This is a genomic window from Paenibacillus sp. WC2504, from assembly GCF_052682475.1.
Genome location: NZ_JBQZFH010000001.1, coordinates 1588503 through 1605502, shown reverse-complemented (window position 1 = coordinate 1605502; position 17000 = coordinate 1588503). Strand labels below are relative to the sequence as shown.

At 50.3% G+C, this 17000-nt stretch carries 15 protein-coding genes and 1 pseudogene; 2 read left to right on the top strand and 14 right to left on the bottom strand.

Annotation, left to right across the window (positions count from 1 at the left end):
* Positions 1-3 precede the first annotated feature (3 nt).
* The 7 genes and pseudogenes from ACUN27_RS07325 to ACUN27_RS07295 all read right to left on the bottom strand — a co-directional run bounded on the left by ACUN27_RS07325 (position 4) and on the right by ACUN27_RS07295 (position 7158).
* A pseudogene (locus tag ACUN27_RS07325) lies at positions 4-806 on the bottom strand (IclR family transcriptional regulator).
* A 27-nt stretch (positions 807-833) separates the two neighbouring features.
* A complete protein-coding gene (locus ACUN27_RS07320) occupies positions 834-1592 on the bottom strand; it encodes an SDR family NAD(P)-dependent oxidoreductase (RefSeq protein WP_315953508.1) in 759 nt (252 codons plus the stop codon).
* A gap of 13 nt (positions 1593-1605) precedes the next feature.
* Positions 1606-2922, bottom strand: coding sequence for an aspartate aminotransferase family protein (locus tag ACUN27_RS07315; protein WP_445558618.1), 1317 nt, complete (start codon positions 2920-2922; stop codon positions 1606-1608).
* 23 nt (positions 2923-2945) lie between these two features.
* Complete coding sequence (locus ACUN27_RS07310; protein ID WP_445558617.1) at positions 2946-4442, bottom strand: M81 family metallopeptidase; 1497 nt, start codon at positions 4440-4442, stop codon at positions 2946-2948.
* Positions 4435-4839: a RidA family protein gene (locus ACUN27_RS07305; protein WP_445558616.1), complete on the bottom strand. Its 405-nt coding sequence runs from the start codon at positions 4837-4839 to the stop codon at positions 4435-4437. Before ACUN27_RS07305 ends, ACUN27_RS07310 begins: the two co-directional genes overlap by 8 nt.
* Before the next feature lie 44 nt (positions 4840-4883).
* A complete protein-coding gene (locus ACUN27_RS07300; protein WP_315953512.1) occupies positions 4884-5984 on the bottom strand; it encodes an alanine racemase in 1101 nt (366 codons plus the stop codon).
* Positions 5985-6003: 19 nt separating this feature from the next.
* Positions 6004-7158 (bottom strand): N-acetylglucosamine-6-phosphate deacetylase, encoded by a 1155-nt coding sequence (locus tag ACUN27_RS07295; RefSeq protein ID WP_315953513.1) that lies wholly within the window; start codon positions 7156-7158, stop codon positions 6004-6006.
* A 663-nt stretch (positions 7159-7821) separates the two neighbouring features.
* On the opposite strand from ACUN27_RS07295, the gene ACUN27_RS07290 reads away from it, so the two are divergent.
* Positions 7822-8421 carry a GMC family oxidoreductase N-terminal domain-containing protein gene (locus ACUN27_RS07290; protein WP_315953514.1) on the top strand — a complete coding sequence of 200 codons (600 nt, stop codon included), beginning with the start codon at positions 7822-7824 and terminating at the stop codon, positions 8419-8421.
* A 243-nt stretch (positions 8422-8664) separates the two neighbouring features.
* Positions 8665-8844 (top strand): GMC oxidoreductase, encoded by a 180-nt coding sequence (locus tag ACUN27_RS07285; RefSeq protein WP_315953515.1) that lies wholly within the window; start codon positions 8665-8667, stop codon positions 8842-8844.
* Positions 8845-8876: 32 nt separating this feature from the next.
* On the opposite strand, the gene ACUN27_RS07280 is transcribed toward ACUN27_RS07285, so the two are convergent.
* The 7 genes from ACUN27_RS07280 to ACUN27_RS07250 all read right to left on the bottom strand — a co-directional run bounded on the left by ACUN27_RS07280 (position 8877) and on the right by ACUN27_RS07250 (position 16997).
* The gene (locus tag ACUN27_RS07280; RefSeq protein WP_315953516.1) at positions 8877-9866 is read right to left on the bottom strand and encodes a LacI family DNA-binding transcriptional regulator; all 990 of its coding nucleotides are present in this window, start codon (positions 9864-9866) and stop codon (positions 8877-8879) included.
* A gap of 24 nt (positions 9867-9890) precedes the next feature.
* Entirely contained in the window at positions 9891-10649 is a 759-nt protein-coding gene (locus tag ACUN27_RS07275; protein WP_315953517.1) for an SDR family oxidoreductase, read from the bottom strand.
* A gap of 24 nt (positions 10650-10673) precedes the next feature.
* Positions 10674-11501, bottom strand: coding sequence for a phytanoyl-CoA dioxygenase family protein (locus ACUN27_RS07270; protein ID WP_315953518.1), 828 nt, complete (start codon positions 11499-11501; stop codon positions 10674-10676).
* Between the two features lie 126 nt (positions 11502-11627).
* Positions 11628-13166: an extracellular solute-binding protein gene (locus tag ACUN27_RS07265; protein ID WP_315953519.1), complete on the bottom strand. Its 1539-nt coding sequence runs from the start codon at positions 13164-13166 to the stop codon at positions 11628-11630.
* Positions 13167-13257: 91 nt separating this feature from the next.
* A complete protein-coding gene (locus tag ACUN27_RS07260; protein ID WP_315953520.1) occupies positions 13258-14118 on the bottom strand; it encodes a carbohydrate ABC transporter permease in 861 nt (286 codons plus the stop codon).
* Positions 14112-14972: an ABC transporter permease gene (locus tag ACUN27_RS07255; RefSeq protein WP_379170942.1), complete on the bottom strand. Its 861-nt coding sequence runs from the start codon at positions 14970-14972 to the stop codon at positions 14112-14114. Before ACUN27_RS07255 ends, ACUN27_RS07260 begins: the two co-directional genes overlap by 7 nt.
* 231 nt (positions 14973-15203) lie before the next feature.
* Complete coding sequence (locus ACUN27_RS07250; protein ID WP_315953522.1) at positions 15204-16997, bottom strand: cache domain-containing sensor histidine kinase; 1794 nt, start codon at positions 16995-16997, stop codon at positions 15204-15206.
* Positions 16998-17000: the final 3 nt, after the last annotated feature.

Genomic DNA, 17000 nt, shown 5'->3' with positions numbered 1-17000 from the left:
CTCTCATTTATCGTCCATAACGGTTGGTGCATAGGGGTAACCCAGCTTTCGGGAGATCTCATGCGCAGCCGTCTTGATGCTTTCCGCCATTTCGGGCACAACGTCCGGAGCAAATCGGTGCATGGCCCCGGATAGGCTAACTGCACCCTCGATGGTCCCATACATATTAAAAATGGGAGCAGCCAAACAACGCGCACCCTCTACAATTTCTTGATCATCCAATGAAAATCCTTGCTGCCTGACCTGATTTAATTCAGCAAATATCGATTCAGGTGAAACAAGGGTATGTTTGGTCTTCGCCGCAATCCATGACGTGCAATCATCTCCCTGACTTGGTCCTCCGGCAAGTAAGCGCTCATCGCTTTTCCCATTGCTGTGGCATGAAAGGGGGATTTGGAACCAACGGTATCCGTCATGCGGAGTGGCTGTGTGCTCTCAATGATGTCCACATACAGCACCTCACCGTCCACTAGAACGCCTAAGTTAATCGTGTCTCCATAGCGCTCTGAGAGCTTCTTCATTTCTTGCATCGCTGAAGCTCTTAGTGTGTTGCGTTCCAACAATCCTCGCGTCAGCATCAATTGCTTGTAGCCGAGGCAATACTTGCCGTTGTCATTGCTTCTACTGATGAAAGCCCGCTGCTCCAGCGTCAAGACGATTCGGTACGTGGATGATTTGGGTTGATCGAGCAGATCCGTCAGTTCCAGCAAATTCAGGGAACCGTGTTCAGCCAGCAGCTCCAACAAATCCAACGCTTTATCAATCGTTTGGATGGTGTAGCGTTCCTGTTTCTGACTTATATCCATGCTCATAGGTAGGTTCGCTCTCCTTCGTTAAGATAGCTTAATGAGCTGCCCGCCATCCACCACGAGGCAATGGCCTGTCATATAACGCGAATCGTTCGTCGCCATAAACAACGCAGCGTCTGCAATCTCTTCCGGTACCCCGGCGCGTCCCATCGGAATCGTCTGCAAGTACGGCCCGAAAGCGGCTGGATTGTCAATCAGCGGCTTCGTGAGCCTTGTCTCGATAAAGCCCGGGCACAGCGCGTTGACGCGAATACCAAGCGGTGCAAGCTCAATGGCCATGGACATGGTGAGCAAGTTGATGCCGCCCTTGGTTGCATTATAGTGCGCTTGATCCTTCTCTGCTGCGAGACCGTTCACGCTGGACATATTAATAATTGAGCCGCCTTTGGCCTGCTTGGCGAGCACTGTCGCAACGGCTTGCCCGGCGAGAAACGTGCCTTTCAAATTGATCGCCATGTGCCGGTCCCACTCCGCTTCCTCGATCTCCAGGAAGGAGGCCGGGCTGCAAATCCCGGCATTGTTGACCAATACGTCAATCGTGCCCCAATGCCCTAGCACCGTATCTACCATCCGGTCAACATCCGCTTTAAATTGTACATCGCCATCAATCCAAATAACCTGCCCGCCTTGTTCCGCAATTTCCGCAGCGGCTGCTTGAAGCGCCCCCTTCTCTCTGCCGGTGATAGCCACCTTGGCTCCTTCAGCGGCGAAACGGACAGCCGTCGCCTTCCCGATGCCGGTTGAGCCGCCGGTGATAAGCGCGATCTGATCTGTCATTCTCATCTGGTTATCCCCCTTATAAGCGAGCCAGCGCTCGATCAATAGCCGCTAAAGTCTCTTCCACTTCCTGTACCCCATGTGCAGCAGAAAGGTACCACAGTCCGTTCGATCGGACCAGCACACCCTCCTCCAGCATATAACCCGAAAACTCGGTATACTTCGTCGCATCCCGCTTCGTGAAAGAAGCGAAATCGTCTACTTTCGGCTCCTGCGTAAACATCATATGGAAGACTGGCCCAATGTGGTTGATGACGCCTGGCATCGCACGTTTCGCGAGTAAGCTGCGAATTCCTTCGACCAGCTTGCTTGCGTTTGCTTCCATTTTCGCAAAAACCGCTCCCTCCTCCTGCGACAGTTCCGCAATGGTCGCCAAAGCGGCAGCTGTTGCAACACCATTCCCGTTCAACGTCCCCAGATGGCTGACCGTCCCGTTCTCAATGAGCGCCATGATTACCTTCCTGCCGGCCACGGCACTAATGGCAATCCCTCCGCCCAACGCTTTGCCGATCGTGACCAAATCCGGTTTCAGCCCGAACCGCCCATGCGCCCCGCTAAGGCCAAGCCGGAAACCGGTAATCACTTCGTCCAGGATCATCACGATGCCGAGCTCTTTGGTCAGCTCCTGCATGCGCTCCAGATAACCCGGCTTCGGCAGCACGCAGCCCGAATTGCACATCACGGGCTCGGAAATGACCGCCGCAATGTCATCCTTATGCTCGCGGAGCGCAGCTTCCAGCAGAGCAGCATCGTTCCATGGCAGCAGAATAATTTCCTCCAGCGCCAACTCGCTCTGCCCGCCGGTGCCTGCGACAATCGGCTTATCCTCCGCCAGGCCGGCTGCTGTATCGGACTTGCGCATATCCGAGCTTGGGAACGAGGTGAAAATCGTATCTGACCACCCGTGATAATGGCCGTGAAAGCGGACGATTTTGCGTTTGCCTGTGTGCGCCCTAGCTAAACGGAGCGCCAGCATGACCGCTTCTGTGCCTGACCCGCTTAACGCCACCTTGTCCGCGCAAGGTAAAATCTCCGTCAATCGGCGGGCTAACGCGATCTCTCCCTCATGCTGAAGTCCGAAGGTAATCCCGCGCTGCATGGCTTCATAGACACGTAAAGCAGTTGCTTCGTGTGCATGGCCTAGAATCAAGGGTCCATAGCCGAGCAAGTAATCAATAAACTCGTTGCCGTCCACATCTTGAATTCTCGGACCTGATCCTGCAGCTGCGAACAAAGGTGTAGGTTTCATCGCGCTTCTTAAGGAGCTTGCCACTCCGCCAGCCAAGTAAGCCTGTGATTCCGTATATTTTTGCCTCGAATTCTCAACCTGCTTCATCGTGAATCCTCCCTATTCATGGCTTACTCATACGTTCCGAACCTAGTGGCCGGCGTCTCATCAAACGGATAAACAGGGCGCAGGACCCGATGATAGTCAAAATGCGCCAGATTCGCGTTGCAGCACCCCGGTGAATCCACGTTAATGACATGCTTGGCGAACGATCCGAAAGCCGTCTGCCAAGCGAGCGCCGACTTGGCTACAATAATGTGATAATCAGCCAGCCATAAACCGACGGAGCGTACATGACCAACGTCCCACGGGGCCACCCGCTTTTCCGTCAATATAACCGTCAGCTGTCCGCATTCAACGACAGCCGTTAAGCCCATTTCTGCGCGCTGCCCTGTCATATAAGGCCCGACATGCCGATAATGCCCGTCAAACAGCAGCCGGACTTTCCCCTTAATCCGGACCGGCTTGCCGTGCCGTGTATCGCTTTTCCCGCCGACCCAGCCTTCGAACGTGCCTCCGATGCCGGCCTGCCCGGCAGCTTCCACCGCTTCTTGGTCGCGGATCACGATCAAAGCTTTTTGCGGCGAGTCTACCAGCTCCGCTAATACATGGGTCGCATCAGCTGGAGCGCCTCCCCCAACATTATCGGAACCTTCCGCGATAATGACGGGTCCTTCCGGCTGGGCGAGAGCTTCAGCTACTGCTTCACGCGGTGTCAGACAGGAAACATTAAACGACGCTTTATGGTCGATAGCCATTTGCGCAAGTTCCGAAGCGCATCGATTCGCCAGGTCTGGATCACCGTCTGTCGTCACAACAAACGACATGCCTGCATCCGGCACATCGCTGTAGGGGAAGCCTCCCGCCACCGTTACGTTTAGCACGCCAGGGATGCGCTCCATGCTGAACGCAAGCTCCATGAGCTGCTTCATGCTGCCCTTATTGGTCAACATGCCCTGCGGCACAACCAGCATTCCCGTATGCGCCAACGCCCTTACTGGACGAATATCCCCTCGGATTTTACGGATCAGCAAATCAACTGCCTCGACAGCTCGTTCGTACATATCCACATGCGGGTAGGTATCGTACCCGACGATCAGATCAGCATGGCGTACCATGTCCTGACTTATATTGCCGTGCAAATCAAGCGTCATGGCGATCGGAAACTCCGGCCCCAGTTTCGCTCGAAGACGCTTAAGGCATTCGCCTTCATAATCCGGATATGGCTCAGCTACCATGGCACCGTGCAGGATGACAACAAGTCCTGCCGCTCTGCTGTCGATACTGTCCACAAGTTCATTGATGAGCGCATCTCCTGCGGCTGCCTCCACCATTCCGCTTGGCGTTGCCGCTGCATACAGGCCTGGAATTAATTCGACGCCATGGCTCGCTGCCGCTGCGATGACCCCGCCCATGGAGGTCCTTGTTCCCGCATACCGTGCGGTAAATGCCTCCAAGCCAACTGTCCACTGATCGCGAAAATGGGACAGATCCGTTATGCCCGGCGCGAACGTATTCGTCTCATGCAAAATACCGGCTACCGCAATCCGCAGTTGACGATTACTCATTTTCACGGCTTTCTCCGCGACGAGAAGCTGCGTAAGCGATGGCGTCAATCTCCACTAAATAGCTGCCGATGGAGCATCCGATCGAGGTTCTGGTAGGAAAAGGCTTCTTCATGACGTTCTCATAAGCCCTGTTGTAGCCCGGAAAATCTTCCTGTCTGGAAAGGAAGGCATTGATTTTCACAATATGATCAAGCGAAAGACCAGCCGCCTCCAGAATGGTCTCAATATTGCGCAGGCATTGAACGGTTTGTTCCTCAATTGTTTCGCCTACGACTTCACGGGTAGCGGGATCCACGCCGACTTGACCCGACACATAGACAAAATCGCCGGCTCGGAGCGCTTGGGAAAATGGAAGTGGAAATTCAGGCGCAAGGTTCGTATGAATAGGCTGTGACATACGTATCATTCTCCTTCATATGGCTATTTCAATGTGCGTTCATGCTATTTCACTTTGCCTCTTGCATCTACCGTGATGATTCGCTCCAGCTGACCATTCCGCACGCCCAACAGCTGATTATGCAAATTGGTAACAGCGCAGCAATGATTCGGGATGATGGCTACCACGTCACCAATTTGTAAATGAGCCCCCTCCGGAACGGACAAAATACCATGCTCCTCGCTGAGCCTCTCCACGAAAATATCAGGGAATTCCGTGATCATCCCGAAGCCTTTGCGATGTGCGCTGCTGTCATTCGACAGCGTCTTTGAGCCGGCATCGATGATCACGGTGCCGGGTCTCGGTGTGCTGACAACCATCGCATAGATGCGCATGGCGCATTCCTCTTCGCCGATCAGCCCCGTGTACAGCTGGGAGCCGTCGCCGAATACGTAAGCGCCGGGACGAATCTCGGTGACACCGCTGCCTGCGAGTGCGCCAATGAACTTTGACGTCGGGGTTGAACCGACACTAATGTCGGGCACATCAACGCCAAGCCTCCTCAGTGCACGCTGCGATTCCAGCAGCGCTTCCGCCTCGGCCAAGGCGACTTCCAGACAATCGTCGGCACGGCTCTTACTGTACGCTTGACCAGCATGCGTCATTAAGGCGGCGAGCCGGATGCCAGGCAGCTTCGCTATTTCTGCCGCCAGCTCGGCCGTCTCTTGCCCAGGCTCTTTCCCACAGCGGTTCAAGCCGCTGTTGACATCCAAATAAAGCGGAACCCGCAGCTTCAGCTGTTCCCCTAGCTCCGACAAACCTCTGGCTACTTCATAGCTGTCTACACTGACTGATACCTTGACTTGCTGCAGCAGTCGCCCGAGTCGTTCGAGCTTGAGGCGCCCAACAATGGGATAGGCGATCAGGATATCGTCTACCCCACCGCTCGCCATAACCTCGGCTTCGCCTAGCTTGGCTACGGTTATGCCTGAAGCCCCGTGCCGCAGCTGCTCCTGCGCGATCCAAATGCTCTTATGCGTCTTTGTATGCGGCCTCAAGCGTACGGCTGCATGGGAAGCTAATGCCGCAGTACGTCTCAGATTGGCATCCAGCCGATCCAAATCAATCACAATTGCCGGTGTATCCATGTTCTCCTCGAATTGCATTCCTTCACCGCCTTTTTCCCTAGAGATTTACGGTTTGGCCATGGAAAATAACCTGTTGAATACGGATTTCCTCATCTACTAGAAGAAGATTAGCCCGCTTGCCTGCTGCGATGCTCCCCATCTGATCCTCCATGTGAATGACCTTTGCCGGATTGAGGGAAGCCATCCGAAAAGCATCCACCATGCCGATTCCCGCATGCACCATCATATTGCGCACGGCTTTGTCCATCGTCAGCCGGCTTCCGGCCAAATGACCGAGATGATTCCAATTCACATCGGACGAATCTCCCGTGTCAACGCCGGCATCCGGCATCGCATCCGTAATAATGATGACACGATCCGTTCCTTTTGTTTTGTGAATCAGCTTCAGCATCAAAGGGCGAACGTGAATACCCTCGCTGTCAGGAATCACTTCGGCGTAAATATCGTCATGAACAAGAACAGCCTCATCGACACCAACTTCACGCGTCCCCCCATAACGGGATGGTGAAGGGGTTACGCCCGAAGCATTTGTGCAGTGACAACCGATTCTCAGACCCTGAGGGACAAAACGGAATATTTGCTCCGCAGTCGCCTCGGAGTGACCGACAGACAAGGAAATATTGTATTTGGCCGCTTCGGTTACAAAAGCATCCTGACCATCGAGTTCAGGCGCCAGCGTCCAAATCTTGATCCGATCACCGGCTACCCTCAGTATCTCACCATATTCCTGCGGATCAACCGGACGGATCGGGGATGTGATGGCTCCGTATTTTTTATTAATATACGGCCCCTCCATATGTATGCCCACGATTGCTTCCACAAAAGGCTGACTCGACTCCATCGTCGCCAGAATAGTTTGCAGTCCATCCCGCACTTGCTCCCGACTCTCGTTGTATGTAAAAGTAGGAAGAATCGCTGTCGTCCCATGCTTCAGGTGGCTAAGAGCAAATTCATAGGGCTGTTCCCACGACCACACCCCGCCTCCGCCATGGCAATGGATATCGACAAAGCCGGGAGCGATATACGCTCCTTTCGCATCCAGCACCTCACTCCCCAACGGCACTTCCATGCTGCCCTCTTCTCCTACACCGACGATCCACCCGTTCTCAATAAGAACAAGTCCATTCGGGATCAACCTGTCTGCTGTCACAATGGTGCCGTTTTGAATCACGCTACTGCCTTTTGCCGACATCCAGCCACCCCTCATCTTAAATTGAAACCACAGTTTCACTGATGAGTATAGCAACTCACCAATGGGCCTAAAAGATTAAAAAACTCAGATTGCACCCACCTAAGAAAAGTAACCATTACATCGTTGGAAGCGCATACAAATATAGCGGAACCAATAAAATTCTACTATGATCAGAGGAATTTAACCTTTTCTGCGCAGCCCCACACATGCTATAAATAACGCCGATTACTACATCTAATTCCCTTAACTTTCCCCCTTTTCGTCCAACCAGCTGGATTTTCTACCGTTAATATTCACAAAACTAGGGGATTTCGCCCGGCTTCTAATAATTTAGCTGGAGCTTCTCCTGCTATCCCGCTCCCAGCCACTGAGCCGCATAGATTAGCAGTATATTTTCCATTTACCCCATCCTCATAAATAGAACTCCTACTCATAAGCTATATACATCTCTGCAGATTGGATGTGACCTGTTATGGATTCCTATACGGCACAAACAAAAAGAATGATCCACCTTCCCATCGCTGCCCCTCAGCCTCCCGAAACCGATCTCAAACAGTGGATTCCATTAACTTCATTAGAACAAATGTCAGAAACCGTATACGACGTGCTTATTGTTGGTGCCGGGGCGGCAGGTCCTGCCGTTCTTTGGAGGTTATGCCAGCAATGGGTGGCAAATCCCAACCCGAATACCCGGGGGCCTCTCAAGTTTTCGCACTAGGAGGCAAAACCTTATTCTGGTCAACGGCTTCGCCCCGTATGGATCCCAGCGACATGCAGGAATGGCCGATTTCCTACGAAGAATTGACCCCTTACTATAATATTGCTGAGCGGATCATGAATGTCTCCAAAGGATATACGCAAGATTCCACGCTTACAACGATCATGCTCGACATCCTTAGAGGAAGCGGTTTTCCTGAAGTTACAGAGCTCCCCACAGCCGTTGATCTTTCGGCAACGAAGTTTGGTCAGGTCCACTCCAACGCTTTATTCAGTTCCATTGCCTTTCTGGGTTCAGCTTTAAATCTAAGACCTTTTGATTTAGCTGTTAATGCTAGAGCTGTTCAAATCTTATCAGAAAATGGAAGCGCAACAGGTCTGCGGGTAATGACTCCCGATAAGAAATCTTATCACATCCGGGCAAAAACCATTGTCGTGTCCGCAAGTACTTGGGAAACCCCGCGCCTTCTCTTGCATTCCGGCATTCAAGGAAAGGCGATCGGTCATTATTTAAATGAACCACTCCAAAAACGTTGCCACCGTTAAAATTGATCGCAGCTACTTCCCCGAAGTATTGGGAACGCTTCTTATTTGGAAGCCTCGAACTGCTGTTCAGCCCTATCAAATGATCATTTATGGTCCGGATCTAGAGAGATATCTGTGGTACCCGGTTTTTGAAAATAAAGAAATCCTGCCGGAATTTGATATCGGAATTGAAACTTTGGGGGTTGTAGAGCCGCAGTTTGAAAATTATATCTCTCTAAACCACTCGAAATGGGGAGCTGCCGCATGGGCAATGATCCCTCTACTTCGGCTACCAATTTCTATGGCCGTGTACATGGCATGTCGAACCTCTATGTGGCCGACAATAGTGTTATCCCCTACAGCGGTGCCGCCAATCCTACATTGACGACGGTTGCCTTAGCGATTCGCACGGCAGATCATATCATCCATCAATTAGCAAAATAAGCTCTACCGGATAATCCCGGTAGAGCGTCAGTTTATGATACTTCCGTAGAACGCCGAACCATCAGTTCCCCTGAAAAGAAAGGCGTTTCCGCTGTATTTCCTTCTATCGTATCCAGCAGCAAACGCATAGCAGCTTCGCCGATTTGCGGACGGGGATAATGGATGGCCGTAAGCGGCGGGTCCGTTTGCGAGGACATCAAGATATCCTCGCAACCAGCCACAGCCAGCTGCTCCGGCACTCGGACACCGGCCTTTCGGCAAGCGGCGAGACAGCCGGCGGCCATCAAATCATTGGCGCAGACCAGCGCAGTAAAGAGGGCGGACTGATGAGTCAACGCAGCATACAGCACCCGTTCGGCCGTTTCGAACCTGCCTTCCCCATCCAATAGATCCTCCGAATGCCACGTGCAGCCTGTATCCCGCAGTGCATGAATGAACGCCTGCAACCTGACTCGATAATGTTGCGACGTATCACCACCACCCATAAATCCAATCCGGGTATGGCCCTGCTGCTGCAAATGCCGGACTAACTTCACCATCTCAGTTAACCAGTCAACATCTACATAAGGGATTCTCAACTCCGTCCCCTCCGGCTTCAAAACAGAGACAATCGGTATATCAAGTCTCTGAAAATGCGCCACCACCTGCGGTTTCAGCGACTGCCCGAGCAGTAAAATCCCATCCACTCTGCCCATGAACAAGCCCTTGAGCTCATCTTCTTCCTCTTGTTTATAGGTTTGGAAAAATACAAAGTACCCTCTGTCTTTCGCATGCTGCTCGATATTAATCAACAGACCCGCCTCGAAAGGGTTTCCGAGGTAGTTGATCAGCACGGCAATCTGCCGCGATTTTTTCGTTTTCAGGCTTTGCGCTAATAAATTCGGTCGATAGCCAAGCTCGCGAATAGCTTCCAGCACTTTCTGCTTCGTCTCTTCCTTCACAATCTCCCGATTATTCAACACATAAGAAACGACCGCAGAGGATACTCCTGCGCGGTCGGCTACATCCTTCCTAGTTACCATTCGCTTTCACCCTAACAACCGTTATTAAATCCCAAACGTATTGCCCCCGTTAACCGAGAGACATTGCCCAGTAACAAAGCCTGCCTCCGGCGATGCCAAGAAAACCACAGCATTTGCAATATCTGCAGGCTCGCCGACTCGCCCTAGCGGTACACCGGCTTGATAACCTTCCGTGCTGACTCCCTCATGCCGCTCCACAGGTATCCAACCTGGTGCGATCAAATTGACCCGGATACCGTGAGGTCCCAGCTCGCTAGCCCATGATCGCGTCATCCCCACCATGGATGACTTGGCTGTTACATAGCTGGAGAAGTTGGCATTGCCAATTTGCACGACTTCGCTGCCGATATGAATAATGCTTCCTTCTCTCTTCAATTTCATCCCCGGAAGCACCGCTTTCGCAAGCAGCAAGGGGGCTTTCACGAAAAACTCCAGCTGGTCCAAGTAAGTCTGCCAGGTACTCTCTTCAATCGAAAGCATCGGTTGAGGGCCTGTCGCGTTGTTGACCAGAATATCAATATTCCTGCCAAAATGCTGCTCCACTCGCGCAACAAGCTCGTTAACTTCCTCTTCGCTTGTGATATCAGCGCGAAAAGCCGTGGCACTGCCTCCAGTGGCAGTAATCAGCCGAACCGTCTCCTCCGCATCCTGAGTGCTATACGCATAGTTGACTGCGACATTCGCTCCCGCTGCCGCAAGCGCAGCTGCGATATGACGCCCTAGTCCGCGTGATGCTCCGGTAACAAGCGCGATTTTTCCCTCTAACCTTGTTGATGAACCCAAGATATCCACCTCTTCCAAGTGAGCTTATTTGTAGACGCTTTTGCCAGCATCCTGATTGTACAGCTCCTTTAATGGTACCATAGATTCGGAAGGAACATAATATTTAAACGGATTCTCATCAATGACTCCCAGAAGCTGTTTCCGGTAAGGCGACGCATTCTCCAGCAACCGATCGGATGCCGTACGGTAGTCAATCGGTCTCATCCAAATTGGGCTGTAACCAAGAAACAACTGCCGGCGTGTAAATTCCGAGCGATTAGGTGCACCGGCATGCCACAGGTTCTGCGGGAAAATGAATACGTCGCCCGGTTTACCGCAGACTTGCACTTCTCCGTCCACTAGACCATCCACATCCTGGCTCTCCGGATGAAACGGTTTGTTATGCGAACCAGGGACGATTTTGGTATTCCCGCGGTCCGGTTGGGACATATCGCTCAAGATATAACATGTTTTAATGTAATAAGTAGAGGTAATGCCAGTTTGCTTCGGAAACTGTGGATGCGGACCGTCTTGATGCCAGTTAATGAAGCTGTGCGACTCGGTTTTCACATCGTTGGGATTCGGTTTACGTACAGTTAAATGTGAAATGTGCAGCTGAATGTTAAAACCAAGCAGATTAACCATGAGAGGAAGCAGTGTCGGTTCATCGATTAATGAGGCTATTTCATCGTCTCTCTCGATGCTGTTATAAACGTTATAAGCTAATGATTCCGGTTCTTCGGCAATAATTCGATCGATCGCGGCGTTCAAACGGTTCACTTTCTCTTCTGACAAAATCCCCGGCAGGATTAAGTAACCTTTTTCGTTAAATTGCTCAATAAGTGCAGGAATATCAAGTTTTGTTTGTGTCATGCGAATACACTCCTCATTTTTAAATTAATTTTATGGTAAGTATAACCATTAGATTTACACGTGTAAATAGTACTTTTAAAAGAAAAGGAAGCCCATTTCTCCTTCCTTTTCCACACACTTCTACGGTTACTTCACGTAGCCAAGCTCTTTGATCCTTTTATCCGCAGCATCCAGATACGCTTTATAATTCATGGAGCTTTCCAATGTCTTAAGGAAGCTGTCATATTCACTCAGCGGACGCTTGCCATATATAAATTTGGAAAACTCTTCTTCAATGTAGCGAGTCGCATCTGCAGCGTTATAGCCATTCGGCATATCCACGAATCCAGCCAAACCGTCAATGTGCGGCTGTTTGCTCGCATATTCCATATACTTAGCCTGCGGACCGAATTTCACCGTCAAATATTCCATTTCCGGGCGACCTGCGAATTGGTACAGCCAGAAATAACCGCCCTCTTTGCCCATCAGATCGGTTGGGACCACTTTGCTGCCATCGAGGTTGAAGTGTTTGCCTTTCACCCCGTACTGCACCAACAAAGACCCATCCTTCGAAGAAACATAATTCAGCAAGTCGATGACTTTTTGCAGTTTCTCCGGATTTTTCTCAAGCGACTTCGGAACGGCATACATGGCTGCTGCCTTCCCAATGTCGTAGGCGCTTGCAAATTTGCCGCCAGGTCCTTTTAAAGCATCCACTTGTACCCAATTGGCATTCGGATTCACAGCCTTTATTTGCTCAACAAATTGTTCCTTCGTCACATTCGGCCAATCCAGATAGACGATACCCGCTTGCCCTTTTATCGCTTTTTGCTGATGTTGAAGGCCGGAGTTCGCCAAAAGCTCGGGATCTACGGAACCGGAAGCAATCATTTTCTGGATAAAAGCAAGAGCATCCTTCATCCCAGGATCATACAGCGAGTTCACCACTTTATTATCCTTCACGTAAACGGTCGGTGTGCCGCCATCCATACCAACGCCATAAGCTCCAAAAATGGTATCAAAAGCTCCCAATTTACCGCCGGTGAGGCCATACGTATCCTTTTTCCCATTACCGTCCGGGTCTTTCTCGGTAAACGCTTTAGCTACCTCAAGCATTTCCTCCGGTGTAGTCGGGACTTTCAGATTCAGTTTGTCGAGCCAATCCTGACGAATCCAGTATGTGTTGTAGGGAACTTGCGGTGACTTCGCGATGGCATACGTCTTGCCGTTCAGCATCCCTTTCTTCAAACTGTCAGCTCCAATGAAGTCTTGTACGGGCTTAAGCTTATCCAAATAAGGCGTGAGATCAAGCAGAAGTCCTTGGTCTGTAAATTGCTTTAACTGCTGGCGGTCGACAGCGAATAAATCCGGGAAGTTCGCCGATGACATGCGCACGTTTAACTGATTTTTGTAATCGTCGCCGGAGGCATACACGGTCAGATTGAGATCCGTGCCCAGCGCTTTATCCAGCTCCTGCTTAATTGTGTCCTGATCAGGAGAAGGAAGGCCGCTGCCCGTTTCGATAATATCAAGCTTCACTGGCTTGGCACTGGCAGCCGGTTTGCCGCTTTCCGCAGCTTTATCAGCAGGTTTATTCGCAGCAGGCGCTCCACCGCAACCGGCAATCAGCGTTCCACCGGCGAAAGCCATGGCGAGAAGAATTGGTACAAGCAATTTCTTTTTCATAGATACCCCTTCTTTCTTTTAAAATAAAAGTTGCTTCTATTGTCGCCGTTACAGAACGAATCAGGCTGCAGTCCTGATGCATTCAACGGGGTCAACCTTTGACAGAGCCCATCAACATTCCTTTGGTGAAATGCTTTTGAATGAACGGATACACGATAATGATCGGTAAGCTTGCAGCAACAACAGATGCCATTTGCATCGTTTCGGTAGGAAGCATATTTTCGGCATTTTCCAGCGGTTGCTGGGTCAGCATGAGAATTTCGCGAATAACGACCTGCAAGGGAAACAGGTTCCGATCCGTTACATACATAATCGCCTGGAAAAATTCATTCCAATGGCCGACCATGTAGAACAACCCAATCGTGAGCATAGACGGTATGGAAAGCGGCAATACGATTTGCCAGAGAATCCGGAATTCCTTCGCACCATCCATTCGAGCCGATTCGAACAACTCTTCCGGAAGGCTTTCGAAAAAGCTTTTCATAATCAAAATGTTAAAACTCCAAATCGCATTCGGCAAAATCATCGACCAGACGGAATCCAAGAGCCCTAGAGATTTCACAACCAAATAAGTCGGAATGAGTCCTCCGCTGAACAACATCGTAAACACAACCATGAGAAGGAAGAAGCTTCTTCCCGGGAGATTGCGACGGCTAAGCGGATAGGCCATAAGCGAAGTCAAAATCAGGTTCACAATCGTGCCGACGACCGTAATGAAGATCGTCACCCAGAAAGCTTTGGGAATATTCGTTTCAGTGAACAACTTGTGATAAGCGCTAAATGTAACGGACTTCGGAATGAGGATGAAACCTCCATTCTTCAGTACCTCGGAGAAAGGTGTGATGGACACGGCAATCACATACATCAGCGGTACGATCGCCGCCAAAGCAGCAAGCCCGAGGATGACAACGACAATCGTATTTACGATCCGGTCTTCCCAGCCTCTTACCATATGCCATCACCCCATTTCTTGGATAACTGATTCGAACCTAGTACCAAGATAAGCCCTATGACGGATTTGAATAGTCCTACGGCGGCCCCCAGTGAGAAGTTCATCTGCTGCAGCCCTGTCCGGAATACCCAAGTATCCAGGATATCGGCAACTTGATACACTTGAATGTTATACAAAATATAAATTTGATCGAATCCGGCATCCATAATATGGCCCAGCTTTAAGATGAGCAGAAGGATAATGACATTTCGAATGCCTGGCAGCGTAATGTGCCAGATCATCCGCAATCGGCTTGCTCCGTCCACACGCGCTGCTTCGTATAACGTCGGATCAATCGCCGTCATCGCAGCCAAGTAAATAATTGCGCCCCAGCCGAGATCCTTCCAAACTTCCGAGCTTACCAGAATCGTTCGGAAGTAATCAATTGAGGTCATGAAGCCAATCGACTGTCCGCCCGCATCTTCGATAAAACGGTTGACGATCCCGGAATTCTGAGAAAGCAGGGCGATCAGAATCCCGTAAATGATGACCCAAGATAAGAAATGCGGCATATACGTGAGCGTTTGCACAACCGTTTTGAACCACCGCAGTCTGCACTCGTTGAGCAGTAAGGCCATAATAATAGGCGGTGCCATCCCAAATACGAGCTTGTAGATGCTAATGACGAACGTGTTGACCATCAGCTGCCCGAAATAAGGGGAATTAAAAAACGTCTGAAAGTGCTTGTACCAAGGATCCGCCCAACCACTGCCGAGAATGCCATCCAGTATTTGAAAATCCTTAAACGCAATAATCACACCATACATGGGAATATAGCGGAAAATTACGAAATAGATAACACCAGGCAAAAGCATGAGATAAAAAGCCCGAAAGGCCCAAACCTGCTTCGCAGATAATTTAAGCCTCGCATCTTTTGTTTGTCTACCCGCCTTTACTTCCTGCTTGGCTACGATTTGCTGTTCCATGAGGCCACCTCTTTTCCATCTGATCACTCGCTTCCTAACGGGTTGAGTTAAGTATAGCAAGCGCTTTCTTTGGAAAATATACAGTGATCCTGCGAAAATGTCCGAATTCTTGCAAACGCTTTATTTGTTTTTTTCTGCATGTTCATGTTCCATCGCTGGAAGTTCGATTCGGATCAACGTTCCAATTTCGGGCAAAGAGAAAATGGACAGACCGTACGCCGTTCCAAAATGGAGCCCGATTCGCTCATGGACATTCATGATCCCGATTCCCGTGAATCTATGTTTGCTCGGCGCTTTATGCCGCTCTTCGAACACACTATTCAGAACCTCCGAGTTCATCCCGAGCCCGTTGTCCCTGATGGTAATAATCAATTTATCCTTGGCATACTTGGCCCGTATACGAATTATTCCCTCACGTTTGAGCGGAACAATCCCATGAAAAATGGCATTTTCCACAAGCGGTTGCAGGGTAAGCTTGAGAATGGTTTTGGAAAGCGTGGCAGGCGCTGCGTCGATCTCCATCGTGAATTTATCGCCATAGCGCACCTTCTGGATGTAAGCATACATGCGCAGTCCTTCCAGCTCGTCCGCTAACGTAACGAATTCCGTGCTTTTATCAAAGCTGAAAGATAACAGACCCACCAGGGTCTTGATCGTTTCCCGAACCTCGTAGATTTTGTGCTGCTTAGCCAGAGAACTAATGCAAGCAAGGGTATTGTACAGAAAATGCGGAGCGATTTGACTCTGCAGCATTTTCAGCTCAAAATGCTTCTTGCGGCGTTCCGCTTCCTTCGTTTCCTGCATCAGATGATGAATCCGCTCCATCATAGCATTGTAGCTTCGCGCCAATCGGCCGATTTCATCATTGCCTGTTGCGTGTATGGTGTGAAGCACTTCCATATCTCGCACCCGATCCATTTTGGCAACCAATGTGCGTACCGGCAGCGTAATATACCGGCTAATCATGTAGGTGCTGGCCAGAACAAGAAATATCCAGAAAACGCCTGCCGTGCTGAAATTCCGGTATAAGCTGGCAATATTTTGATAGAAGAAACTATTTTCATAGAAGGCGATAAAATACCAGCCCAGATTGTTCATGCCGGACTTGACCGCAACCAAATCGCCCTCCGGGCCATCAATTTCCGATGCGCCGACAGGAAGATCCGACACCCGCTCGACAAACCCGCCATCCAGCTCCGGCGGATAGACAGACGTATGATAAGGCAGCAGCCTGTAGGAGCTAAGCGGAAGCCCCACATCAAACGAATGGACGACATTCTTTTTGTTCGTGATGATAGCAAATGTCTGATTCTTCGTATTCATGAACTGCGCGATCATATTCGTTAATTGAACGAGATCGATTTCCACGACGGCGATCCCTTTCAGCGTCTTTGTCGAAGACGATTGAATCGGCAGCACGAAGGCGACTGTTTTACCCGACATTGGGGATTGATAGGGCTCGGTGATAAAAATGCCGTAGGTTTGCTTGGCTTGCTCAAGCAGCTTCGGGATTTCCGGATTTCCAATAATATCGAAAGTGGTTTGCGAGTTGGATATAACATGTCCATCTACGCCCACCAAATAAAGCGACTTATATAGCGATCTGTTCATATTCGCATACGAGCGAAGAACGTCCGAAGCCTCCTTTTCCATACCCACATTTAACAAATCTTCCCGGGTTGAAATCAGCAAAAGGATATTTTGTACATTGTCCAAATAAGCATTCATATAGAGATTGGTTCGGTCAATAATGACTTGGGCGTCCGACACGACCTGCCTGCGAAACAGTCCCTCCGCTTCGCGCAAGTTGATGTAGCCCAGCCCCCCTAACAGCACAAGTGTTCCCAGGGACAAAAACAAAAAATGCTTGGCTAACATGCTCCAGCTGCCAAACCACGAGATAAGCGCTTTCATTTT

Coding starts and splice junctions, on each gene's coding strand:
- ACUN27_RS07255 (WP_379170942.1), bottom strand. CDS start 14,972: ATGCTTTTGCCTGGTGTTATCTATTTCGTAATTTTCCGCTATATTCCC.
- ACUN27_RS07285 (WP_315953515.1), top strand. CDS start 8,665: ATGGGCAATGATCCCTCTACTTCGGCTACCAATTTCTATGGCCGTGTA.
- ACUN27_RS07265 (WP_315953519.1), bottom strand. CDS start 13,166: ATGAAAAAGAAATTGCTTGTACCAATTCTTCTCGCCATGGCTTTCGCC.
- ACUN27_RS07295 (WP_315953513.1), bottom strand. CDS start 7,158: ATGTCGGCAAAAGGCAGTAGCGTGATTCAAAACGGCACCATTGTGACA.
- ACUN27_RS07280 (WP_315953516.1), bottom strand. CDS start 9,866: ATGGTAACTAGGAAGGATGTAGCCGACCGCGCAGGAGTATCCTCTGCG.
- ACUN27_RS07300 (WP_315953512.1), bottom strand. CDS start 5,984: ATGCAATTCGAGGAGAACATGGATACACCGGCAATTGTGATTGATTTG.
- ACUN27_RS07310 (WP_445558617.1), bottom strand. CDS start 4,442: ATGAGTAATCGTCAACTGCGGATTGCGGTAGCCGGTATTTTGCATGAG.
- ACUN27_RS07260 (WP_315953520.1), bottom strand. CDS start 14,118: ATGGTAAGAGGCTGGGAAGACCGGATCGTAAATACGATTGTCGTTGTC.
- ACUN27_RS07290 (WP_315953514.1), top strand. CDS start 7,822: ATGGGTGGCAAATCCCAACCCGAATACCCGGGGGCCTCTCAAGTTTTC.
- ACUN27_RS07270 (WP_315953518.1), bottom strand. CDS start 11,501: ATGACACAAACAAAACTTGATATTCCTGCACTTATTGAGCAATTTAAC.
- ACUN27_RS07250 (WP_315953522.1), bottom strand. CDS start 16,997: ATGAAAGCGCTTATCTCGTGGTTTGGCAGCTGGAGCATGTTAGCCAAG.
- ACUN27_RS07320 (WP_315953508.1), bottom strand. CDS start 1,592: ATGAGAATGACAGATCAGATCGCGCTTATCACCGGCGGCTCAACCGGC.
- ACUN27_RS07315 (WP_445558618.1), bottom strand. CDS start 2,922: ATGAAGCAGGTTGAGAATTCGAGGCAAAAATATACGGAATCACAGGCT.
- ACUN27_RS07305 (WP_445558616.1), bottom strand. CDS start 4,839: ATGTCACAGCCTATTCATACGAACCTTGCGCCTGAATTTCCACTTCCA.